This is a genomic window from Candidatus Puniceispirillum marinum IMCC1322 (assembly GCF_000024465.1).
Classification (GTDB): Bacteria; Pseudomonadota; Alphaproteobacteria; order Puniceispirillales; family Puniceispirillaceae; genus Puniceispirillum; species Puniceispirillum marinum.
On record NC_014010.1, the window covers coordinates 2274637 to 2295901 of the forward strand.

A 21265-nucleotide genomic window follows, 5' to 3' on the forward strand; every position below is an offset into this window, starting at 1 on the left:
ACAAAACCTTCATAAAGCTGGCTGTTATTCAACCCATGTACGGCTTCTGCGCGGGCCTAGATCACGGCTCATCCATTCGCTCATGGCATCAGCAAGATTCTTTGTGCGTTCCCGGTTTTTCTTCAAATCAACATCAAGCGGGATGACGATATCGCCGTCCAGACGAACGCGGGGTGGCGTATAGTCAGAGAAGTTTTTTAACAGAACCACCAAAGCGTCCATAAGCGCAGATTCCTGCGTCGCTAGATCACTGGTTGTATCATCAAAATCGGCATCGGGTAATAAGGCGTTGGTGGCGCGGCGACTATCAGTTGTCATAATATCTCCTATCTTAATATCGGTCGTTATTCAGCCCAGATAAAGTCTATGTTACTCAGATAAGATGGTTGCGAACATTGAATTATGACGCGCGCACCATATCTATAAATCATCAATTAGTCATGGCGTATGCAAAAAATGATCCAAATCTATTATGATGGAAAATGTGGGCTCTGTAGCAAGGAAATCCAGCATTATAAGCATATCGCGCCAGCGGGTATCTTTGCTTGGCATGATGTTGCTACCGACCCGTCACCATTAATGCCGCTTGGGGTTGCGCAAGCCGATGCGTTGCGTCGCCTTCATGCCAAGGATAGCCAAGACAAAATGCATATTGGTGTTGATGCGTTTATTGTGATTTGGCGACATCTGCCACGCTGGCATTTGCTGGCGACATTCATATCAATTCCCGGGATCAGGCATGTTACGAATTTTGCCTATGCACGCTTTGCCGATTACCGGTTTAAACGGTTACCACATTGCCAGTTATCCTAGGCAATATTGACCGGATCGCTTATTGCCAACATGTTTGATGAGTGACTTTTCGGTCAAGGTACGAAGGCAGCGGAACAAGGTTGCGCGCGGTATTAATCGGATGTCGGTTTTTGATAACGTTAAATCAGCAAGTGATGTATTGGCGCCACTAGACAATTCATTATAGGCAATAGCCAATAAGATAGCTGTTTCTGATGCTGTTAAGTGACTTATCCCTAAATGATTATTTAAGTTATCAAGTGATCTAACAAGATCTAAATATTCGGCAATTACGTTACTAGCTACCATAATTTGAAATTCCAGAATTAAGCCCTTTTATGATTATTTCAAAATAATGCAAAAGACGACATTTTTCTAGATAAAATACGTTAAAGACCGATAATTATTAGCCATTTTGGTCGTTTTTATTGTCATTTTTTGCATGGTTAAGTGAATTTTTGGCTATGTATCAAAGCTTGTATTAACCTCAAAATATGCCTAGGATTTTTCCATGACGAATAAAGATTGGTTGCGTATTGTCACACTTGGCGTTTTATGGGGAAGTAGCTTTCTATATGCCGAAATACTTCTGCGCTATTTAAACCCACTTATGATCGTGTTTCTGCGCGTTAGTCTGGCGGGCTTAATCCTGCTTCTGATATGTTTGATAAAACGCATGCCAATACAGCTGACAGGTACTGATCTGTTCACTATTGGTGTTATGGGCGCCTTAAATAATGTCATCCCTTTCAGCCTGATTGTATGGGGTCAGCAAACTACAACAGGTGGACTGGCTTCGATTATCAATGCCTCGACAGCTTTCTTTTCGATTTTGCTGGCGGCGCTTTTTATTCCACAGGAACGCTTGACCTGGAATCGGGTTGGCGGGGTGCTGATTGGCGTAACGGGTGTTGCCATGGCGGTTGGCCCAGCAAACATACTGCAATTTTCCGGAAGCGATAGCGGTAAATATATGATTTTACTAGCAACGATTTCCTATGCCATTGCCGGCGTTTGGGCCAAGATGAGAATGCAGAATTTACCATCAATGATATCGGCAACAGGTATGTTGGTGGCTAGCGCAATGATGATGGTGCCGTTATTATTTGTGACAGATACTTTTCAGATCGCGCCAATCGACTTGTATGTGTTTTTCATAGCGTTTCAATTTGCGGTGATCTGCTCAGTTTTAGCCTATCTGCTATATTTCAAAATTCTGGAAACGATGGGTGCGGGCAATTTATTGATATGTACGATTATTGTGCCGCCGTCAGCCATTCTTCTTGAGGTGCTGGTGCTGGATGAGGTGATTGGCCTGAATGAACTGGCTGGGCTTGCGATTGTGACAGCTGGGATGATTGTGCTGGATGGACGCCTTTTACCTCGCAGATAATTTTCAAAGATCGCTCGCATGTAAAACCCGTTATTTGTATTTGGCTTTTTCCATATTTGAGTCATGCTGATAGGTAACCATTCAGGGTGGAGTCAGCATCTCTTTACCAAGCTGACCTTGCTGTCAGGTAAGAATCAAATGTTGGTTGCAAGGCGCAGTGTGACACAGGTCACCATCTTTTTACGGGGGAGACAATAGGTTTCTTCGGTACCTGTTTCCTGAAAGCCAAGCTTGTTCAATACATGCGCTGACGCTTCATTGCCGGTGATGTAGCTGGCTTTGATATAGGTGGCATCTAGCGTCTTTTGCACAATATCAAGAAAAGCCCTTGCGGCTTCGGTTGCATATCCATGTCCCCAATGTGACGCGCCAAGCCAATAGCCCAGTTCATAAGATTGGGTATCGGCATCGGTGGTTAGCACAACACCACCAATTAATTTATGCTGTCTGAAAATATTAATATTGAATGGCTGGTCTTTTATGATGTGCAGAAATTCGTCAGCATGATGCTCGGTATAGGGATAGGGAACCCGTGTAAGCCATCTGGCAACATCCCATGCGCCAATTTCCCTGACAAGAGTGCTTTTATCGCGCGATGTCGCTTGACGCAATATGAGGCGTTTGGTGGTGATTTCAGTCATATTACAAGCTAGTTTAAGGGTATTAATATTTGATGGAACCGGTTTGTGCTATGACGGGCATAAAGCCACAATGTCGGATTCATATTCCGGAAAATAGCGCGCAATTACGGGCAATTCAAAGCATGCCAAAATGGATGTGTTTGGTTCGCGTGCCAATAGAAAATCAAACGACAAAGCTACAAGCTGTTCTTTGGATATAACACCCTTGGTCAGTGTGTGATGATACTCATCGCTGACGGTTACGATATGTGACGTGCGGGTGGATGCGGTGATCGTGACCGCAAAGGTGACGTCGCTCTGGGCTTTTATATCAATAGACATGCTTCATGGTACCGCTATATGTAAATATACAGGTTCATAATAAGGGAGGCCATAATGTTTAAAAACCCGAAATATCTTGAATGGTTTGGTGTTGTCACCGCCATCACCTATTCGATGCTGGTCGCCCTGAATATAGGCCAAGAATTTGTTGGTTTTACATTGCTATTTATATCTGCCATTTCAATTGGTTTATGGGCCTATGCAGGCAAGCATAGAGGCATTTTGTTTCTGCAGTTTTTTTATGCCGCCGCCGGAATTGTTGGCATGTTGCGATGGTTTTAGGTTTTTGTAAAAATTTGCCCAGCGTTAATGTTGTCATTTTAGACCTTCCTAACTTGGCGAAGGCCACGTCCACGTTGTTCCTATTATAAACAGACTTCTGTTTTGGTGCCTAAAACGCTAGCATATAGAGCGTGCTGGTTTGATGGCATGCTTTGCTGTGCGAAATCGCCCCGTTAGGAGAAACAGATGCTAGAAGACATTATACCAGATCACATTATCCGTAACGGTCTGGTCATTGATGGCAGTGGCACTGCGGGTGTGAAGGCTGATATCGCTATTGCGGGTGACCGGATTGTTGCCATTGGTGATCTGGCGCATAGTGACGCCGTACAGGTGACCGATGCAAGCGGGCTGGTGGTTGCGCCGGGTTTTATCGATGTGCATACGCATGATGATGCCGCGCTGATTATCAGGCCTGATATGGAAGCCAAGCTAAGCCAGGGCGTGACCACGGTGATCTGTGGTAATTGCGGCATTAGCGGTGCACCCTATGATCTGGATAGAGAGCCCCCCGGTTTGCTTCGGCTGGTGTTCAAATCCGAAGAATTTGTCGCGCCTGATCTTGCCAGCTATATGGCCAAGGTCGATGCTGCACAGCCCTCGGTCAATAGTGCGTTTCTGACTGGCCATACAACATTGCGTATGAATGCGATGGGCGAGGATCTGGATCGTCCCGCCACGCCTGATGAAATTGACTATATGAAAAGACAGCTTGCACAGGCACTGCGTGACGGGTCTATCGGCCTGTCAACGGGACTATTCTATGATCCGGCACATGCCGCGCCAACCGAGGAAGTTGTCGCCCTTGCTAGCGTGCTGGCGGATTATGACGGTATTTATACAACGCATATGCGTGACGAAGCCGATCATGTTGTCGAAAGTGTCGAAGAATCTCTCTATATTGGTGCCAGCGCCAACGTACCTGTGGTCATTTCGCATCATAAATGTCAGGGGAAACAGAATTTCGGACGTAGTGCCGAAACCCTGAAAATTATGGCGGCGGCGCGTAAAACCCAATCCGTAGCGCTGGATATATATCCCTATGAAGCCTGTTCAACTGTATTGAATGAAACCAATGTCATGGGCGCGTTACGCACCATCGTTACATGGTCTGATCCACATCCCGAGATGAGTGGTCGTGATCTGGATGATATCGCCGATGAGCTTGGCCTGAGTCCGCTTGAAGCGATGAAAAAGCTGATGCCAGGTGGTGCTATATATTTCATGATGGATGAAGCTGATATTGACCGGATCATGACGTCTGAAAATGCGATGATAGGGTCAGACGGCCTGCCTGAGGACGCACATCCGCACCCTCGCTTATGGGGTACCTTTCCGCGGGTGCTTGGGCATTATGTGCGTGAAAAGCAGCTTATGCCGCTATATGAAGCGGTGCATCGTATGACTGGCTTATCGGCAGGTAATTTCATGCTGAAAGACCGCGGTCTGATCATGCCTAGCTATTATGCCGACATCACGATTTTTGATCCTGATACAGTGATTGATAAAGCAACCTATGAAAAGCCAAAGCAATATGCATCGGGTATTGAAGTGGTTATTGTCAATGGTCAGATAGCCTGGCAGAATGGTAGCGCCTCAAATGCGCGTGCTGGTAAAGTGTTAAAACGAACCGCTGCCTGATTGGCTGATTCAGGAATTGCGGGTGATTAAAAAGGTGTAATCCTCTTTCACCTCGCGCGTGGCGATCGCACGGGTAGGGCCAAAACGGGCACTTGCCTTGCTGATAAAATCATCGCGGTTAGCGTAAAAAATATTGTTGCTGATCTTGGTTTCAGGCGCGCATAGAAGATTAAGCGCCATGCCCATGCGGCTGTTCTGCCAGCAGGAATCCAAACAGGCAAACATATAGGCTTCCCAGCGCCGGGTATCGTCAATATGGCACAGGTTGAAGGTGCCTGAAAACACACTGAAATCGACAATTGAAACGGGCTTTTTGCCACATGTGAACAGATGTGACGCGGTTGGAAAATTATCCTGACATGCGGCGATCATCACTGGATTAATATCTAGCCCCATATAGCGAAGATGGGCAAATTGTGGATGTGTGTTGATAAATTCTAGCATGGCACCGTATCCACAGCCGATATCAGCGATGCTAAGGGTGCGGGGGGCTGGCTTTTTCCATGCCACATGCCCGGTCACAACGGATAAAAGCGCTGCAAAGCGTACCATCTGATTTTGTCGTGAATTCCAGAACACGCCTTGCGGGGTACTGCCGCGTTCGTCTAACCGATCAGCATAGGCCTTGTTGAGGCTTCGTTCGATAAATGACTGGCTGATAGTGCGAAAGAGAGTTGGGAGCATATTTTGCCTAACCTGACTTTAGTGGCAGGGCATAATCGTCAAGCCGGTCTCGCAGGAATGCATAGTCACGGCGCGCATCACGCATCATGCCTTTATTGAGCGTCACGAATTTGAAATCTTCATGTGTTTCTGCAAATGTGACAGGCGCAATGGTGTCATCCATCCACGGCCAGCAGAATAGAGAATGGCCATAATCTGAACCTGCACGATTAAGCGACATAAAAAACACCTGGTTCTCAATAGCGCGGGTTGTTGCAAAGGCATGCCACGACGGAAATGATGGATCACGGAAATAGGCGCCAGAATGCAAGATGACATCGACATCATGATCAACTGCCAAAGTACGAGTTAGTTCGGGCATACGAATATCATAGCAGATGATCGGGGCAAGACAGAATCCCTTTACCCTGAAGGTGAATAAATGCGAACCACATGAGAAATAGTCCTTTTCCATCGACGCACCATAATGTGCTAAATGGAGTTTGTCATAATGCCCGATGAGTTCACCATCCGGATTGACAATTGCCACGCAAATGAAATAGCCGTTCTGATCCTTTCGGGCAAAGCTGTAGCTGATAAATACGCCAAATTCGCGGGCGACATCGCGCCAAATTTCAAAAGATACACCCGTTAGTGGCTCGGCAAGCTGGTCTAAACAGTCAAAGCTTGCACGTGCGTAATCAATGCTTGAAAGTTCAGGCAAAACAACAAGGTCAGCATGCTGATGTGATAACTGGTGCCGAATTTTTTTAGCCGTTACGGCTAAGTGCGTATCGCGCTCGGCGGCTAAGGTCATTGCCGGGATGTCAATTTGGCATCCCAACAGTGTCATTGTATCTTTCGCTGTCATATCTGTTACCCTCTAAAGTGATAGAGTAGCTATGATTTTGCGGCGATTATCGTGATTTCGACAAGTAGTTCTTCCGAGGCCATTTCGACACGGCCACAGGCACGTGCAGGCGCGGCGCCATCGGGAACCCAGGCTTCCCAGACTTTATTCATGGCATCAAAATCTTCCATTGATTTTAACCATACGACCGCCTGTAACAGATGCCGCTTTGAACTACCGGCTTCGGCTAGCAAGGCATCGACTCGTGACAAAGCTTCGGTGGTTTGGGCTTCGATTGTGTCACCGCGATTGCCAACCTGGCCACATAGATAGATGGTTTCATTATGCGTTACGATTTTGCTCATACGCTGGCTGGTATGCATACGTTCAATGGTCATCTGGTAAACTCCTGTAACAGCTAACTGCTTTTTAATGGTAAAAGCCAAGCTATACTAATGTGAAAGATATGCCTAGATTGTGTTTGATATGCGAAAAGGGAAACGCATCTCGAGTAGCTGATGACCTTTCATAATAATTTAATAATGCGGTGGTGGCACGTCCTCATCGGCGGTCAGAATACCACTGTCAGTTGGAACATTTTGTAATTTGCTTTTGAGGTTGCCTATGTCTATGCGCAGGCGTTCAATTTCCTTTTGCTGGGCATAAAGCTCGTCGCTCATCTGCGATAGTTCAGCTTGCAGGATGGCAGTTTGCTCTTCAAGGTTTTTGATTTTTGTGTCCATAGCCCTTTTTAGCATTGTTCAGCGACTGTGCAAGATGTGACATATATAACCAAGCGCCAAATGGTAATGTTTTTTGCGTGACTTGACGGCGCGCATAACCATATGGTTTTTGTAATCATGCCGGATGTCCGGTGACTGACATAGGAAATCGATATGGACTGGCGTACTAAATTACTTGATCCAACCCCACAAGCACGTAATGACTTCACCGCTTTGACCACACCTATCTATCGGGGCTCAACGGTTGTTTTTGACAGTCAGGAAAAGGTAAGTGACGATTGGCAACATGCTGAGAATGGCTATTCCTATGGGCTTTATGGAACGCCAACAACACTTGAACTTGCCGCGCGCATCGCCACTATCGAGGGGGCGCATCGCACCTTTATCGTCCCTGGTGGGCAGGCCGCCATTGCGCTTGTCTATATGGCATTCTGCAAAGCGGGGAGTCATGCGCTTGTCCCTTTTTCAGCCTACGGCCCTAACCGAGAAATGGCCGAAGGGATGTTGCGTGATTTTGGCGTAGAGGTTGAAGCTTATGATCCGTTAATCGGTGGTGATATCAGCACTCTGATCCGGGATAATACAACGCTGATCTGGTGTGAAAGTCCCGGGTCGGTGACGATGGAAGTTCAGGATGTCCCCGCCATTGTTGCGGCAGCCCATAGCCGAGACGTTTCGGTGGCGCTTGATAATACCTATGCCGCTGGCGTGCTGTTTGATGCCTTTGCGCATGATGTTGATGTCAGTATTCAGGCCTTAACCAAATATGTTGGCGGGCATAGCGACTTGCTTTTAGGGTCAGTATCATCACGTGATGCGCGCGCTTATAATGCACTAGGTTCAGTTTATCGCCAGCTGGGTCTGGCGGTATCGCCAGATGATTGTTCACTGGCGTTACGTGGCTTGCAGACGTTGGCGGTGCGCCTTGAACATCTTGAAAAATCGACATTGAAGGTGGCGCACTGGCTGGCGGATCATAAAAGTATCGCCAAGGTGTTTCATCCTGCCTTGCCAACCTGTCCGGGGCATGCACAGTGGCAACGCGATTTCAAAGGCTCGGCAAGCGTATTTTCTTTTCTATTTAATGATGATGCTACCCCACAACAGGTCGTGAATTTTTTGAATGCCTTGGCTATTTTCAAAATAGGCCTTAGCTGGGGTGGTGTAACAAGCCTTGCGGTTGTTTATCCTGACCTTGATCGACCGGGACAAGATTTTGGTGGCAGGTTGGTTAGGTTGAACATTGGTCTGGAAAGTCCTGATGATCTGATAGCTGATCTTGAGCAGGCTATTGCTGGGTAATTTAATCAGACCCTATCATCAGGCTTTTCATCAGTGATAAACACTCTTGGATGCGAGCTGTCTAGCTTTTGGATCCCATGAGGCGCTTGACCAGCATGACTTGAAATATGGATGCCTTATGCATTATCCGACGCTGGCATTGTTAGGTGCCAGTTATGATTATTTAAGAGGTGAGTCAAAGATGTATTAGGTTTGGCTAAACATCCTTTGCTACAATATGATATAATCCAGACCGAACTGAACCAACTTTTTTGATGAACCCGTTTTTGATCAGTGTCTGGAATGACCGGTACAATGTCGGGCTGGGAATAGACTGAGTCAGTCCATGATTGCGAATATCATCAAGATGCACTGGTTGGTCTTTGTCGCCTTTAAGCAACACCAATGTTGAAATGACCTTTTTATCAATTTCGGTCAGCGCAGAAATTTGAAGATCATGTTCCATCTCAGCAAGCAGTTGCCGTAAATTTGCATAATGGGTGAATGAAGACATTTCTATCTCCTCATCTATTTTCGAAATATCTACCATAACGAAATAGTATAATGAGGACAAACATTGAAACGATAAGACCTAAAGTATCACCAATGATATATATTAAGCTAAGCTCGACTATTCTGCCAATATTCAAACTGTCATCTGTAAAGTAAATACCACTTAACAAATTAATAAATGACGCCAAAAAGCCAGCAAATAAGACGTTGCGCCAGCTTTTCATTTTACCCGATGGATAGACATTCATTTTCATTAGTTTGAGAAATTCAAAAGCAATGACCGCTGACGCCGAACTCACTAAGCAATGTATATAAAGCGCCGGCTCGTGATGCGTTACGGGTGCATAGAGATACGTGCTAATCATTGTCGCGGGAAAAAGTGCCAGAATGGCTTTGGGGCCAAGTAACCAAGCAGAGATTACGCGAACCGAATGTGGTAGAAATAATATACTGGCATATGATGTGGGCTCACCAAAAAAGGCTCGTTGAAGCGGGAATGTAACACTCGCCTGTAAAACAAACAGGCCAATATAGGTGATTATGACGACAACAAACCAATGTGTGCTGATCGCGGTTAGTGTGGATTTGATAATGTTATATGAAATTTTAATCTTGTGCTTCATTTAACTATAGTATGACTAAAAGTTAATATTAAATTTGAGGCCTAGCATACTATGATCATGTATTGGTGTGTCAACTTATATGGCTCTATATGATGTTAATTTTAGAAATATGTCTAATTTATAATGTAAAAATAAATCTAATTCTGAATTAGTGCGGCGCTCCATTCGCGTAGAAAATGCGCTTTTTTCATTCGATCAAGAAATACCAGCAAGCCTGAATCAAGCCGGATTGGTTTGCGGTTAGCCAGCTTGTCTATGACCGAATTATTCAAGGCAGGTAATTTGGCTTCTGTATCAAGGATTGATTGCCCGTCAGGACTTACTAGAAAATCTAAAAAGCGGATGCCGCCAACTGGGTTTTTCGATGTTATGGGAATAATAGCTGTGCGAAGAAGGATATGCGTATAGTCTTCAAACGCGACGATCTGTGCATTGCTGTCGGCTGGCAGGGTGGCGTTGGCGTAACTACCCAGAAGATTATAGGCAAGTGCCAGATCGCCCTTTTCAACAGCTTCGATCATTTTGCTGGTACAGCAATAAAGCTTGGCATTGAGCCGCCCCATCACCTCGGCTAGGCGCCAGAAGGTGTCAGACTGGCGCGCATCCTGTGTCGAAAACAGATAGCCTGCCCCTGATGTTTCGGGATTATAGGTGCCAATCCGGTCTTTGAAGATGCTCGCATTGTTTCGAATAAGTGCTAGCATTTCACGGCGTGTGCGGGGCACAGGCAGATTGGCAAAATCCTTTTTTGAAATAAGCATGACAACAGGCTCAAGCGCAAAACCAAACACTTCGGTGCGCCAGCGTGCCCAGCTTGGCACCAAGCTGGTTTGGGTTGAATTAACGGCCTTTGTAAAACCGTCATTGGCAAGCTTCATTTGCAAATCCATGGCCGAGGAAATAACCAGATCAAAAGGCTGCTTTTCGGAGGCAATAGCCGCATAAATATTAGCGGTCGATGCGGTGACATAATGCACGCCAAGATCGGGATTGCGTTTAATAAAGCCGTTTATTACTGGTTTGAAACGGTCACTATCTGTCGATGACAAAATACGGATAACCGAAGCGGCATTGCTAGTGCCAAAGCGTTCCTGATACTCAATTTCAAAAGCCATAGCAGACTGGATGCCAGTCAATAAGCATAGCAGACCTAACAGACTGGCAAATACAGAACTGCGCATGCGCCATCTCCCTTGTTATTTTTAAGTGTGAACGTGCCATGTAATGCGGTGCATATTTCCCAAACAATTGCCAATCCGAGCCCGGAGCCAATAACATCATCAACATTACTGCCACGTTTAAAACGCTGTTTCAGTCCTCTTTGATTGACACCTTTGATACCGCGCCCCTGGTCTCTGACAGTGATTTTAGCCATATTATTGCTGGTGCCTAAAGACACATGAATGGTCTGATCTGGCTCAGAATATTTGATCGCATTGTCTAGCATATTGCGTAGCGCCACCTCGACAAGCACCCTATCAGCCATGATAAAAATAGAAGCATCAGTGTCAAAATTAGAGGTAATGTTAATGTCCCTTAGACTGGCCACGGGTTGGATATTTTCGACAATATTTTGAATGACAAGGTTTAGATCAAGCCGCAATTCATCCGCTTGTTCTGCACGGTATAGGACAATGGCGTGGTCAAGTAACTGGCTGGCAGACCGGCTGCTTTGATCAACCGCCTGCATAATATTGCGCAGATGCTCACGACTATGTACATTGGTTGATTTGCTCAATGCCAGCTGACTTTCTGATTTTACAAGGGATAAGGGGGTGCGGATATGATGTGCCGCTTCAGCAATAAAGGTTTCGGTTTGTCGCAAAGTTGTTCTTAGGCGGGCAATAAAGCCATTCAACGATTGCACAAGCGGCGCTAATTCTTCAGGTGTTGGGTGGCGTACAGGGCGCAAATCATTGGGCCCGCGGCGGCTAACAGCGTCAGCTAGTAATTTGATAGGGCGCAAAAATGAAGTTGTCACAAATAGTGCCATGAAGATGGCAAAGCCGAAAAAGCTAATCCCAATGATGCTGGCTGTGCGCGAAATATCTCGGATAATTGTTTCCTGAAATAATTGTGTTTGGGCAATTGTGATGCGCACAAATTTGGTTTTACCGCGCACCACGAAACCGCGATGAATGGTTGCTTGCCGAAGTTTGCTGTCGCGAAAAACAACCGAGCTGAAAACAGGACGATCTTCCTGCTGCGGCATGATGTTCGGTGCGAGATCCTCGTAGCCGGTCAGAAACGCACCATCAAGATCGATTCGGTAATAGACCTTATCTTCACTGGTTGCCCCAAGCATGGTGAAAATATGATAGGGCAAATCGATCTCTACATCATCTTCAGTCGTGCGGGTCTGTTCGAGGATCGACAAGGCAGCGGTTTCAAGTAGCGCATCCTGTGTTGCCTGAACCGCGTGGGTTGTGACATTGCGCATGGTGAAAAACAGTAAAGCCGAAATAACGATGGCGGTCACGACCAGTGGCAGTAAAAGCCGCCAACGTAGCGAAACAGGTTTTCGTTCAACTGATTTCATGCCCAATGGTTTCATACCCGCTGGTTTCATGTCCGGTGATGTCATGATTGAGTTAACTTATAACCGATGCCGCGCATGGTCTGGATATAGACATTACAACCAACCAGTTTTTTCCGAACACGTGCAATATAAACTTCGATTGCATTTTCGCTGATCGTCTCGGAAATGTTGAAAATGCGGTCTGTCAGTTGTTCCTTTGTGAACAGGATATCCGGTGCATTCATGAATATCTCTAACAGACGTAACTCACGGTTGCGCAGCATATGGCTGGTTTCGGGCGTTTGTAATTCGGCGGTTAGAGGATTCAAAGCAATATCACCAAAGACAAGTTGTGTTTGAGTGGTGCCCGTATGACGTCGCAGAACCGCCCGACAGCGCGCTTCAAGCTCGGCAAAGTCGAATGGCTTGATGATATAATCATCTGCGCCAATATCCAGCAGATCCACCTTGTCGGACACTTCGGATCGTGCGGTCATCACAATGATGGGCAATGATATTTTTTGTGATCGAAGCGAACGCAGAAATGTTCGCCCATCTCCATCAGGAAGCATAATATCGAGCAACATAATATCATAATGCGTGAGTGATCTGAGCTCTTCGGCAAGTTTGACGGTTTCCGCGATGTCGGCATTATGGCCTTGCAAGGTGAAATGATCAGCCAGTGATTTTGCCAGTTTTGCTGTATCTTCGACTATTAATATTTTCACATCTAATTTATTTCGTGTCAGGTTTATGTCAGCTTCGTAGTGAATAGTATGAAAGAGTCCTAATTTGTCAAAATAAATTAGGCTATTTTTAGTGGAGGGATAACTAATGAAAATAATTTCAAAAATGGCTCTGGCAGCTGTATTCAGTGTCGGCCTTGTCGGACAGTCTTATGCTGCTGAATGTATTGCACCAGCTAACCCTGGTGGTGGTTGGGATTTCACATGCCGTAGTATCACCAAGATCATGCATGATATCGGTGCGGTGGATGACCCGATTCAGGTGACGAACATGGCTGGCGGTGGCGGCGGTCTCGCCTTTACGCATGTTGTGAATGAGCGCAATAGCGATGACGCGCTGATTGTGGCTGCATCTACAGCTACAGCTACGCGTCTGGCGCAGAATGCCTATTCAGGCATGACATCTGATCAGGTTCGTTTTCTTGGCGCCATTGGTGCTGATCCGGGCGTGATTGTTGTTGCCAAGGACTCACCTTATAAGAATTTGAATGATCTGCTGGATGCGGTAATTGCGGATCCGTCAAAGCATGCTTTTGCAGGTGGATCAGCTGCAGGTGGTTATGACCATCTTAAAGTTCTGATGGCGCTTAAGCGTAAAGGCTTTACCGATATCAAAAAGGTGAAATATATCGGCGTTGATGGAGATGCCGATGCGATCACCCAGACAGTTGGCGGTTTTACTGCTGCGATGACGGGTGACATTTCAGGCGTTGTTGGTTTCATCAAATCTGGTGATGTAAGAGTGCTTGCTTCATTTACTGACGAGCGCATTCCGGGCTTTGAGAACATTCCGACTGCCAAAGAGCAGGGCATTGACGTTGTTGCTGTGAACTGGCGTGGTCTTTATACTCCAAAGGGTGCGTCGGACGCATCTTACAAGCAGTGGACCGAAGCCCTTCGCAAAGTTGGCGCTTCGGCTGAATGGAAAGAAGCCATGATGGCGAATGGTCTTGCACCGTTCAACAAAGTTGGTGGTGATTTCCAGTCATATGTTGATGGCGTGATCGGCGAAGTCCGTGCCATGTCAACCGAACTGGGTGTCATGAAGTAATGTCCGACCGTATAACCGGACTTATTGTTGCTGTGCTAGCGCTTGCATTTTTTGCAAGCGCTAGTCAGCTTGAGTCACCCTTTTTTGCCGATCCTGTTGGCCCAAAGACCTTTCCCTATATCATTGCATCAATCGCTTTTATTTCGGGCGTAACGATGGTTGTGTTACCTGACCCCGAACCGAAATGGCCGGGTTTGGCGATGTTAGGCAGAATTTCGATAGCGGTGGTCGTTTTGGTTTTCTATGCCTATGCGCTCAAGCCACTAGGCTTTTTGCTGCCCACTGCCCTAGCGGCTGGGGCGCTATCCTATCAGATCGTTCCAAACCGACTTGCATCGGCATTGATAGGCATTGGCCTGTCGGGTGGTTTGTTTATCGTTTTTAAATTCGCGCTGGGCCTTGGGTTATTTGCCCTGCCGCGCTGGTTGTGGAGCTAGAGGCTTATGGATCTGCTTGCAAATCTTGCGCTGGGTTTTTCAGTTGCGCTAACACCTACGACGCTGGCTTTGGCGGTGGCGGGATGTATTCTGGGCACGATGATTGGTGCCTTGCCGGGGCTTGGCCCGTCAAATGGTGTTGCCATTTTGATTCCGTTATCATTTTCTTTTGGGCTGGATGCGACCCAGGCGCTGGTATTGATGACAGCGGTTTATTACGGTGCCATGTATGGTGGCCGTATTTCATCGATTCTACTGAATATTCCAGGTGACGAGCCGGCGATGATGACAACCTTGGATGGCTATCCAATGGCCAAACAGGGTCGTGCTGGCGATGCGCTTGTGCTGTCGGGTGTTGCCTCATTTGTTGGTGCGCTTCTGGCTACAGTGGGATTGATGCTGCTTGCACCTATTCTGGCGCGAGTGGCTTTCCTGTTTGGGCCCGCTGAATATTTTGCACTTTACTTATTGGCCTTTTGTACATTAGGTGGCATTGGATCAAAGAATCAGGCAAAAGCAGCGATAGCGGTTTGTCTTGGTCTTGGCATTGCCATGATTGGTGTTGACAGTTCGACAGGCTTAACGCGGTTCACCGGTGGTAGTCTGCATTTGTTTGATGGTGTTGATTTTCTGGTAGCCATTGTCGGTCTGTTTGCCGTGGCTGAGGTGTTTGTCTTTATTGAAAGTCATGGCAAGGACTCGGCGATTGGTGTTCAGCTTGAAAAAGTTACGATACCTGTTCGTGACATCATTGCCACGCGCTGGACGATGTTGCGTTCGACTGTCATCGGATTTGTTGCGGGTCTCTTGCCGGGTGCTGGCGCGTCATTAGGCAGTTTTCTTGCCTATATGAGCGAAAAAGCCATAGCGCCGGATAAATCCAATTTTGGCAAAGGTGATCCGCGTGGTGTTGCGGCACCCGAAGCGGGTAATAATGCCGCGGCAGGTGGGGCATTGGTGCCGATGCTAACATTAGGCGTTCCGGGATCGGGAACGACTGCCGTCTTGCTGGCTTTGTTGATGACCTTGAATATCACGCCGGGGCCATTGCTATTTACCGAGCGTCCTGAGGTTGTCTGGGGGCTTATTGCATCTTTGTTGATTGCCAATTTTGTGTTGTTGATCCTCAATGTTCCGCTTGTGAAGATGTTCAGCCGCATTCTGCAAGTGCCTGCGGCAGTCTTGTTGCCTGCGGTGACGATGATTTCCTTTGTTGGCATATTTTCGCTGTCAGGCAGTCATTTTGATCTTTTGCTGATGATCGGCTTTGGCCTGCTTGGCTATGTATTGCGTAAATTGTCAATTCCAGCTGTGCCAGTGATCCTTGGTATTCTTCTGGGGGGACATATGGAAGTCAGCTTACGTCGCGCCATGGTGCTATCGGATGGTGATTGGGTCTATCTGTTTTCGTCGCCTATTTCGATTGGCCTATGGATAGCTGCGTTTTTGGGCTTTATTGCACCGTTGTTTCTGCGTTCCTATCTGAAAGCACCTAAGTCGCCTGTGGACAAAGTCTGATGCCAACGCGCGTTCTGGTTCCGTCAGGTGTTTTGGGGCTAGGCTTTGATGTAAAAGCATTGGAGCGCGGTATTGCCGCCAAGCCAGATATTATCTGCATTGACGGTGGCTCGACCGATAGTGGCCCCTATTATCTGGGTACGGGTACGTCAAAATATGCCCGCGATGTTTGTAAGGCAGAATGGCGTCATTTGATGCAGGCGCGAGCTGTGGCTGATGTGCCATTGGTGATTGGATCATGTGGCACCTGCGGCACCAATAGTGCCGTTGACTGGATGTATGATATCACCGTTGAACTGGCCAAAGAGTTAGGTCAGACCTTGTCAGTGGCGCGGCTGTATGCGGATCAGTCGCCACACCAGATTGCCAACGCCTTTGACGCTGGTCGCGTGACGCCACTTATGCCAGCACCCGACATTGATGCAGATGATATTCGCGGGTTTAGTAATATTGTCGCTTTAGCAGGTGCCGAAGCCATTACGGCGGCTTTGGCAAGTGGGGCTGATATCATATTAGCCGGACGCACCACCGATACCGCCGTGATTTCGGCTTTGCCCATAGAAAATGGTGATCATGCGGGTGCCGCGTGGCATGGTGCAAAAATCGCCGAATGTGGTGCCTTTTGTTCGACCAACCCTGGCAGTGGCGTGATCCTTGTCGAATTTGACGAAAGCGGATTTACCGTTGAGGCGATGGCCAAGGATGCGATTTGCACGCCACATTCGGTATCGGCGCATATGCTGTATGAAAATGTTGATCCCTATATTCTATATGAACCAGGGGGGCATCTTGATGTGACAGGTGCAACCTATACTGCCGAAAGCAACCGCCGCGTCCGGGTCGAAGGTTCGGCATGGATACCGTCAGATACATATACGGTCAAGCTTGAGGCCGCAAAAATTGCCGGCTACCAGACAACAATGATGGCGATTATTCGTGACGCACATTATGTCAAAAACAGCTCTGTTTGGATTGAACGCCTGACCCGCTTTTTGCATGATAAGATTGCCGATTGTACTGATCTTGGGAGTGATGATTATTCGCTGGAATTTCGATTGATCGGAGTAAATGCGGCACTTGGCGTGCTTGAAAATCGCCAGCCATCTGCCGATGCTATGCCTGTTGAAGTTGGGGTTTTGCTGATCATTACGGCAACTGATCAGATGATCGCGACCGACTTGTCAAAGCTGATTAATCCATTTCTACTCCATTATCCCCTGAGCGAGCAGGAAGATCTGCCAACCTTTGCCTTTCCATATTCACCAGCGCATTCGGATCGTGGCGCGTTGTATGAATTCGCCCTTAACCATGTACTTACACTTGATGCGCCGATGGATGCCTTTACCCTCAAATTGTCACAGATAGCCGAGGTGGCAGATGACTAATCTTGGGTCTGTGGTCACAAAGATACGCTCAAAGAATGCAGGGCCTTTCTGGATCACTGTTGATATTTTCTGCGGATCAGATGCCGTTTTTAATCAGGTTTGCGCGCGCCTGACGCCAGCTATAGTGGCGGCGCTGACAGGACATGATGAGACAGCGGTCAAGCGCTTTGAAATGCGCGACCTGTCAGTGTTGAAACTCAGCTTTGCACGGCATCATGTGCAGGGTAGCCGCTATGACCGCGATATGCATGGCGCCCAGATCGCCACCCTCTTTGCCGAATGGGATATGGGTTAATCTCGTTAAAACCCCGAACAGATATTGCAATCGCTGGAACAAAGTGAGACGGTCTATTCATCGCCTTTGATGAATGGCAAGTCGTGAGCATGTAGTATGGATGTTACATTTTTTGGGGTTCGTGGATCGACGCCGGTATCGGGTAAGGATTATATCGAATTTGGCGGTAGCACCACATCGTTTGAAATCATCACCCCGCAATGCCAGATCATTTTTGACACAGGCAGTGGATTTCGAAACATCAAAATTCGCGACGATCTGCCTGTCTTTATTCTCTACAGCCATTTTCATCATGATCATATTCAGGGGCTGGCTTTCAATCCCAGCTTGTTTGCATGCAGGCAGAATGTCTATGTTTGCAGTGCGCTGACCGACAAGGTTGGTCTTCGTGAAAAGTTGCAAAGCTATTTCAGTGGGAGCTATTTTCCCGTTGATGCGTTCTCGGCACTAAGTCATCTCGAATTTATCGATTTTGCCGCGCTGAATACTGAGTTGCCAGCGGGCCATATGATGGCGTCTATTCAGCTGAACCATCCAGGCGGCGCCAGTGGCTATCGGCTAACCGCAGATGACAGGACGCTATGCTTCTTTCAGGATCACGAACATGAACCTGCCAGTCAGGCGGCATTACATGAATTTGCATCATATTCTGATCTGGTTGTCTGGGATGGGATGTTTACCGATGCCGAGTTGCAAAACAAAAAAGGCTGGGGACATTCATCGGTAGAACAGGGTGTTCAATTTGCGGCTGAAACTTTATGTAAAAGGCTTGCGATAGCGCATCACGCACCCTCACGAACCGATATTGATATCCGCGCCTTACAAGCTAAACATGAAAATGAAATTGTTTTTTTTGCGCGTGAAGCTATGGCGCTGTCGATCTAATACAAGGGTAAGTAAAAATGCGTAAAATTGAATATAGAGCATTACAAAGTGTGTTCAAATCAGGTGATTTGTCCGAGGACATATTTTTCCTGACCAAGGGTGAGGTGGGAATTTTCCTGCCTGATAATAATACCAAGGACCCCAATTTTATAATTGGCGAAAATGAAATTTTTGGTGAAATGGGCGTTATCGAGGATGAACTTCGCATGGGGGAAGCGCGCTGTATGACAGCATGTGAAATCCTTGCGGTTTCGAAAAAGGAATTTGACGACAAGGTATCGCAATCGGATCTGTTTGTACGTGGGGTGTTGCGTATCTTGTCCTATCGCTTGCGGACGCTGCAAAAAAACCGTTAGCTTCGTCCAGACAAAGCCTAGGCCCGTGGCTTTGCAGACACCTGAACAGAGATCTTTAGGTATTCATAGGTAGGCAAAATGGATTTTACCGTGATTGTTGTGGTTTTGCTGGCGGCCTTTTTGCATGCCTTCTGGAATTTTCAGGTCCGTGGAAGTGATGATAAAGCGCTAGGCATAGGCGCGATCATGATAGGGCACCTGCCGCTTGCTATTGCGGGACTGCTATTTGTTGGTTTGCCACCTGTTTCTAGTTGGCCATATCTGCTGGGAAGTGCGGTTTTTCATCTGGGGTATCAGGTGTTTTTGATGAATGCGTATCGGCATGGCGAACTGACGCAGATTTATCCGATTGCGCGCGGTGTTGCCCCCCTGCTTATTACGCTTGTCAGCATGCTGGTGATCAAAAGTGATTTTTCACAGCAACAGCTTGTCGGCATTACAATGGTGTCCGGGGGTATTATCCTGCATGGTATTTTCCAGTTTCACCGAACACAGACACCGTTGACGGGTTTGGCTCTGGCGTTGATTACTGGTTGCTTTATTGCGGGCTATTCGCTGGTCGATGGGCATGGAACACGCCATGCGGGCAGTGCGCTGAGCTTTTATGGGATGGTGACCATCATCAATGGCGTGGTTTTCATGGTATATTTGCGGCTGTTTTATCCCGGGGTTCTCAGTCGTATTTCGACAGAAGGGCGTAAAATTCTCCTGATCGGGGGGAATTTGTCCTATATCGCCTATGTGCTGGTTTTATGGGCGTGTTTATCAGCACCCATCGCCGTTGTATCTGCTTTGCGCGAGACGTCGGTGATTTTTGCGTTGTTGCTTGGCACTATGCTGCTCAAGGAAAAACTAACAGCTATGAAAATTGTCGTGACAATAATCATTCTTGCCGGCGTCATCACTTTACGGCTTGCCTGAGTTATGAATAATAATAATGATGATTATGATCATGATGATCTTCTTCCTCCTCCTCCATGTTATCAGTATGACGTTCAATCAAAGAAAGTATCTTCATAAAAATGATATTGCGACTCATTATCATTTTTATTATTGACAATGCTATTTGAACTATTTAGAAATTAAGAATAATAATCATTCTCATTACTATTCTTAATGTGATGAAAGATGATTTATGATCTTTCGTTGGCTTGGGGTACGCTATACCGATAATAAGTCATCGGGTGATTGATTCATATCTGGCTCCATATAGTAAATGCTGGTGCCGCTATCACGCCAGCTTGTGGCGTTACTACTGACTAGGATTAGTAAAGGAAAATCGACGTGAAGACTTATATATCAAGATTTATCATCAAGCTTGCCATGATTGGCGCTGTCGTCTTTGGGCATGCCGCGGCGCACGCCTCGGAGCTGAATATATACTCGCATCGTCAGGCCTTTTTGATCACCCCGTTTCTGGACGCCTTTACAGCCGAAACAGGCATTAAGACCAATGTGGTCTTTGCGTCCAAAGGTCTGGCGCAACGGCTTGCAGCCGAGGGGGCCAACAGCCCTGCTGATCTTGTGCTTACGGTAGATATTGCCCGTCTTAGTGTGTATGCCGAAAAGGGTCTTTTGGCGCCTGTTCAGTCAGATATTCTCAACCGGGTCATCCCACAACATCTGCGGAGTCAGGATGGCACATGGTTTGGCTTATCAAAACGCAGCCGGATTGTTGGCGTGTCAAAGGATCGGGTTGCTGCTGACGCTGTGCTTCGCATTGAGGATCTGGCTGATCCAAAATGGCGCGGCAAGATTTGCTCGCGTCCAGGATCGCATGTATATAACCGTGCGCTGGTAGCGTCGATGATTGCTGCCCATGGCGAGGTCAAGGCCGAAGCCTGGGCGCGAGATCTGGTTGCTAATTTTGCCCGACGCCCTCAGGGTAATGACCGTTCGCAGGTGAAAGCTATCTTCGAGGGCCAGTGCGATATTGCCATTCTCAATCATTATTATTACGGCAAGTTGCTCACCTCTGATGATGCCGCACATCGCCAGTGGGCTGATTCAATAAATGTTGTTTTTCCCAATCAGGGCGCGGATGATCGTGGTGCGCATGTGAATATTTCAGGTGGGGGCATCGCTATTCATTCCAAGAATAAGGGGGATGCCCAACGCCTTCTGGAATTTCTGGTATCTGAAAAGGCGCAAAGCCTCTATGCCAAAATCAATTATGAATATCCAGTTGATGAAAGCCTGGATCTTCCCGATGATCTCAAGCTTTGGGGCACCTTCAAAGAAGATCAAACCCCCATATCCGAGATTGCCAGACTGTCAGTCACTGCTCAGAAAATTATTGATCGGGTTGGCTGGTAGACCGATCAGTTAATG

The 21265-nt window shown here is 47.1% G+C and carries 26 protein-coding genes; 14 read left to right on the forward strand and 12 right to left on the reverse strand.

The window, feature by feature from the left end; all coding sequences use genetic code 11:
- Positions 1-24: 24 nt before the first annotated feature.
- On the reverse strand, positions 25-318 hold the full coding sequence (locus SAR116_RS10595) for a hypothetical protein (RefSeq protein ID WP_013046936.1): 294 nt from the start codon (positions 316-318) through the stop codon (positions 25-27).
- Positions 319-456: 138 nt separating this feature from the next.
- On the opposite strand from SAR116_RS10595, the gene SAR116_RS10600 reads away from it, so the two are divergent.
- A complete protein-coding gene (locus tag SAR116_RS10600) occupies positions 457-813 on the forward strand; it encodes a thiol-disulfide oxidoreductase DCC family protein (RefSeq protein WP_013046937.1) in 357 nt (118 codons plus the stop codon).
- Here SAR116_RS10600 and SAR116_RS10605 read toward each other — a convergent pair.
- Positions 805-1101, reverse strand: a complete 297-nt coding sequence (locus tag SAR116_RS10605; RefSeq protein ID WP_041860920.1) for a hypothetical protein — start codon at positions 1099-1101, stop codon at positions 805-807. The genes SAR116_RS10600 and SAR116_RS10605 overlap by 9 nt on opposite strands.
- Positions 1102-1303: 202 nt before the next feature.
- Here SAR116_RS10605 and SAR116_RS10610 point away from each other — a divergent pair, with 202 nt between their 5' ends.
- Positions 1304-2185 carry a DMT family transporter gene (locus SAR116_RS10610; protein ID WP_013046939.1) on the forward strand — a complete coding sequence of 294 codons (882 nt, stop codon included), beginning with the start codon at positions 1304-1306 and terminating at the stop codon, positions 2183-2185.
- Between the two features lie 134 nt (positions 2186-2319).
- On the opposite strand, the gene SAR116_RS10615 is transcribed toward SAR116_RS10610, so the two are convergent.
- A complete protein-coding gene (locus SAR116_RS10615; RefSeq protein WP_013046940.1) occupies positions 2320-2826 on the reverse strand; it encodes a GNAT family N-acetyltransferase in 507 nt (168 codons plus the stop codon).
- A gap of 48 nt (positions 2827-2874) precedes the next feature.
- Positions 2875-3147 (reverse strand): hypothetical protein, encoded by a 273-nt coding sequence (locus SAR116_RS10620; RefSeq protein ID WP_013046941.1) that lies wholly within the window; start codon positions 3145-3147, stop codon positions 2875-2877.
- 54 nt (positions 3148-3201) lie between these two features.
- Here SAR116_RS10620 and SAR116_RS10625 point away from each other — a divergent pair, with 54 nt between their 5' ends.
- Both SAR116_RS10625 and SAR116_RS10630 read left to right on the forward strand, forming a co-directional pair.
- Positions 3202-3429 carry a hypothetical protein gene (locus SAR116_RS10625; protein WP_013046942.1) on the forward strand — a complete coding sequence of 76 codons (228 nt, stop codon included), beginning with the start codon at positions 3202-3204 and terminating at the stop codon, positions 3427-3429.
- 186 nt (positions 3430-3615) lie between these two features.
- The gene (locus tag SAR116_RS10630; RefSeq protein WP_013046943.1) at positions 3616-5070 is read left to right on the forward strand and encodes an N-acyl-D-amino-acid deacylase family protein; all 1455 of its coding nucleotides are present in this window, start codon (positions 3616-3618) and stop codon (positions 5068-5070) included.
- Between the two features lie 9 nt (positions 5071-5079).
- Here the strand turns inward: SAR116_RS10630 and SAR116_RS10635 are convergent, their stop codons facing one another.
- The 4 genes from SAR116_RS10635 to SAR116_RS10650 form a co-directional block, all read right to left on the reverse strand.
- A complete protein-coding gene (locus SAR116_RS10635; protein WP_013046944.1) occupies positions 5080-5754 on the reverse strand; it encodes a class I SAM-dependent methyltransferase in 675 nt (224 codons plus the stop codon).
- Between the two features lie 7 nt (positions 5755-5761).
- Positions 5762-6604 carry a carbon-nitrogen hydrolase family protein gene (locus SAR116_RS10640; RefSeq protein ID WP_013046945.1) on the reverse strand — a complete coding sequence of 281 codons (843 nt, stop codon included), beginning with the start codon at positions 6602-6604 and terminating at the stop codon, positions 5762-5764.
- Positions 6605-6633: 29 nt separating this feature from the next.
- On the reverse strand, positions 6634-6981 hold the full coding sequence (locus SAR116_RS10645) for a RidA family protein (protein ID WP_013046946.1): 348 nt from the start codon (positions 6979-6981) through the stop codon (positions 6634-6636).
- Positions 6982-7119: 138 nt separating this feature from the next.
- On the reverse strand, positions 7120-7326 hold the full coding sequence (locus SAR116_RS10650; protein ID WP_041860921.1) for a SlyX family protein: 207 nt from the start codon (positions 7324-7326) through the stop codon (positions 7120-7122).
- Between the two features lie 153 nt (positions 7327-7479).
- On the opposite strand from SAR116_RS10650, the gene SAR116_RS10655 reads away from it, so the two are divergent.
- Positions 7480-8628: a cystathionine beta-lyase gene (locus tag SAR116_RS10655; protein WP_013046948.1), complete on the forward strand. Its 1149-nt coding sequence runs from the start codon at positions 7480-7482 to the stop codon at positions 8626-8628.
- Positions 8629-8824: 196 nt separating this feature from the next.
- Here the strand turns inward: SAR116_RS10655 and SAR116_RS10660 are convergent, their stop codons facing one another.
- From SAR116_RS10660 to SAR116_RS10680, 4 genes are all read right to left on the reverse strand, one after another.
- A complete protein-coding gene (locus SAR116_RS10660) occupies positions 8825-9121 on the reverse strand; it encodes a hypothetical protein (protein WP_013046949.1) in 297 nt (98 codons plus the stop codon).
- 759 nt (positions 9122-9880) lie between these two features.
- The gene (locus SAR116_RS10670) at positions 9881-10924 is read right to left on the reverse strand and encodes an ABC transporter substrate-binding protein (RefSeq protein ID WP_013046951.1); all 1044 of its coding nucleotides are present in this window, start codon (positions 10922-10924) and stop codon (positions 9881-9883) included.
- On the reverse strand, positions 10894-12327 hold the full coding sequence (locus SAR116_RS10675; protein WP_013046952.1) for a sensor histidine kinase: 1434 nt from the start codon (positions 12325-12327) through the stop codon (positions 10894-10896). The genes SAR116_RS10670 and SAR116_RS10675 overlap by 31 nt, the downstream gene beginning before the upstream one ends.
- On the reverse strand, positions 12324-12989 hold the full coding sequence (locus SAR116_RS10680) for a response regulator transcription factor (RefSeq protein ID WP_013046953.1): 666 nt from the start codon (positions 12987-12989) through the stop codon (positions 12324-12326). The genes SAR116_RS10675 and SAR116_RS10680 overlap by 4 nt, the downstream gene beginning before the upstream one ends.
- Before the next feature lie 106 nt (positions 12990-13095).
- On the opposite strand from SAR116_RS10680, the gene SAR116_RS10685 reads away from it, so the two are divergent.
- The 9 genes from SAR116_RS10685 to SAR116_RS10725 all read left to right on the forward strand — a co-directional run bounded on the left by SAR116_RS10685 (position 13096) and on the right by SAR116_RS10725 (position 21250).
- Positions 13096-14058, forward strand: coding sequence for a Bug family tripartite tricarboxylate transporter substrate binding protein (locus SAR116_RS10685; RefSeq protein ID WP_013046954.1), 963 nt, complete (start codon positions 13096-13098; stop codon positions 14056-14058).
- Complete coding sequence (locus SAR116_RS10690; protein ID WP_013046955.1) at positions 14058-14495, forward strand: tripartite tricarboxylate transporter TctB family protein; 438 nt, start codon at positions 14058-14060, stop codon at positions 14493-14495. The genes SAR116_RS10685 and SAR116_RS10690 overlap by 1 nt, the downstream gene beginning before the upstream one ends.
- A 6-nt stretch (positions 14496-14501) precedes the next feature.
- Complete coding sequence (locus SAR116_RS10695) at positions 14502-16013, forward strand: tripartite tricarboxylate transporter permease (RefSeq protein WP_013046956.1); 1512 nt, start codon at positions 14502-14504, stop codon at positions 16011-16013.
- The gene (locus SAR116_RS10700; protein WP_013046957.1) at positions 16013-17398 is read left to right on the forward strand and encodes an acyclic terpene utilization AtuA family protein; all 1386 of its coding nucleotides are present in this window, start codon (positions 16013-16015) and stop codon (positions 17396-17398) included. Before SAR116_RS10695 ends, SAR116_RS10700 begins: the two co-directional genes overlap by 1 nt.
- Positions 17391-17693: a DUF4387 domain-containing protein gene (locus tag SAR116_RS10705; protein ID WP_013046958.1), complete on the forward strand. Its 303-nt coding sequence runs from the start codon at positions 17391-17393 to the stop codon at positions 17691-17693. Before SAR116_RS10700 ends, SAR116_RS10705 begins: the two co-directional genes overlap by 8 nt.
- A gap of 96 nt (positions 17694-17789) precedes the next feature.
- Positions 17790-18578, forward strand: a complete 789-nt coding sequence (locus SAR116_RS10710) for an MBL fold metallo-hydrolase (RefSeq protein ID WP_013046959.1) — start codon at positions 17790-17792, stop codon at positions 18576-18578.
- 17 nt (positions 18579-18595) lie between these two features.
- Positions 18596-18934 (forward strand): Crp/Fnr family transcriptional regulator, encoded by a 339-nt coding sequence (locus tag SAR116_RS10715; RefSeq protein WP_013046960.1) that lies wholly within the window; start codon positions 18596-18598, stop codon positions 18932-18934.
- Between the two features lie 78 nt (positions 18935-19012).
- Entirely contained in the window at positions 19013-19855 is an 843-nt protein-coding gene (locus SAR116_RS10720; RefSeq protein ID WP_013046961.1) for an EamA family transporter, read from the forward strand.
- Positions 19856-20218: 363 nt separating this feature from the next.
- Complete coding sequence (locus SAR116_RS10725) at positions 20219-21250, forward strand: Fe(3+) ABC transporter substrate-binding protein (protein ID WP_013046962.1); 1032 nt, start codon at positions 20219-20221, stop codon at positions 21248-21250.
- Positions 21251-21265 lie beyond the last annotated feature (15 nt).

Bases quoted from the DNA above. Each gene is read 5' to 3' on its own strand.
- SAR116_RS10595 (WP_013046936.1), bottom strand. From the start codon at position 318: ATGACAACTGATAGTCGCCGCGCCACCAACGCCTTATTACCCGATGCC.
- SAR116_RS10600 (WP_013046937.1), top strand. From the start codon at position 457: ATGATCCAAATCTATTATGATGGAAAATGTGGGCTCTGTAGCAAGGAA.
- SAR116_RS10605 (WP_041860920.1), bottom strand. From the start codon at position 1,101: ATGGTAGCTAGTAACGTAATTGCCGAATATTTAGATCTTGTTAGATCA.
- SAR116_RS10610 (WP_013046939.1), top strand. From the start codon at position 1,304: ATGACGAATAAAGATTGGTTGCGTATTGTCACACTTGGCGTTTTATGG.
- SAR116_RS10615 (WP_013046940.1), bottom strand. From the start codon at position 2,826: ATGACTGAAATCACCACCAAACGCCTCATATTGCGTCAAGCGACATCG.
- SAR116_RS10620 (WP_013046941.1), bottom strand. From the start codon at position 3,147: ATGTCTATTGATATAAAAGCCCAGAGCGACGTCACCTTTGCGGTCACG.
- SAR116_RS10625 (WP_013046942.1), top strand. From the start codon at position 3,202: ATGTTTAAAAACCCGAAATATCTTGAATGGTTTGGTGTTGTCACCGCC.
- SAR116_RS10630 (WP_013046943.1), top strand. From the start codon at position 3,616: ATGCTAGAAGACATTATACCAGATCACATTATCCGTAACGGTCTGGTC.
- SAR116_RS10635 (WP_013046944.1), bottom strand. From the start codon at position 5,754: ATGCTCCCAACTCTCTTTCGCACTATCAGCCAGTCATTTATCGAACGA.
- SAR116_RS10640 (WP_013046945.1), bottom strand. From the start codon at position 6,604: ATGACAGCGAAAGATACAATGACACTGTTGGGATGCCAAATTGACATC.
- SAR116_RS10645 (WP_013046946.1), bottom strand. From the start codon at position 6,981: ATGACCATTGAACGTATGCATACCAGCCAGCGTATGAGCAAAATCGTA.
- SAR116_RS10650 (WP_041860921.1), bottom strand. From the start codon at position 7,326: ATGGACACAAAAATCAAAAACCTTGAAGAGCAAACTGCCATCCTGCAA.
- SAR116_RS10655 (WP_013046948.1), top strand. From the start codon at position 7,480: ATGGACTGGCGTACTAAATTACTTGATCCAACCCCACAAGCACGTAAT.
- SAR116_RS10660 (WP_013046949.1), bottom strand. From the start codon at position 9,121: ATGTCTTCATTCACCCATTATGCAAATTTACGGCAACTGCTTGCTGAG.
- SAR116_RS10670 (WP_013046951.1), bottom strand. From the start codon at position 10,924: ATGCGCAGTTCTGTATTTGCCAGTCTGTTAGGTCTGCTATGCTTATTG.
- SAR116_RS10675 (WP_013046952.1), bottom strand. From the start codon at position 12,327: ATGACATCACCGGACATGAAACCAGCGGGTATGAAACCATTGGGCATG.
- SAR116_RS10685 (WP_013046954.1), top strand. From the start codon at position 13,096: ATGAAAATAATTTCAAAAATGGCTCTGGCAGCTGTATTCAGTGTCGGC.
- SAR116_RS10690 (WP_013046955.1), top strand. From the start codon at position 14,058: ATGTCCGACCGTATAACCGGACTTATTGTTGCTGTGCTAGCGCTTGCA.
- SAR116_RS10695 (WP_013046956.1), top strand. From the start codon at position 14,502: ATGGATCTGCTTGCAAATCTTGCGCTGGGTTTTTCAGTTGCGCTAACA.
- SAR116_RS10700 (WP_013046957.1), top strand. From the start codon at position 16,013: ATGCCAACGCGCGTTCTGGTTCCGTCAGGTGTTTTGGGGCTAGGCTTT.
- SAR116_RS10705 (WP_013046958.1), top strand. From the start codon at position 17,391: ATGACTAATCTTGGGTCTGTGGTCACAAAGATACGCTCAAAGAATGCA.
- SAR116_RS10710 (WP_013046959.1), top strand. From the start codon at position 17,790: ATGGATGTTACATTTTTTGGGGTTCGTGGATCGACGCCGGTATCGGGT.
- SAR116_RS10715 (WP_013046960.1), top strand. From the start codon at position 18,596: ATGCGTAAAATTGAATATAGAGCATTACAAAGTGTGTTCAAATCAGGT.
- SAR116_RS10720 (WP_013046961.1), top strand. From the start codon at position 19,013: ATGGATTTTACCGTGATTGTTGTGGTTTTGCTGGCGGCCTTTTTGCAT.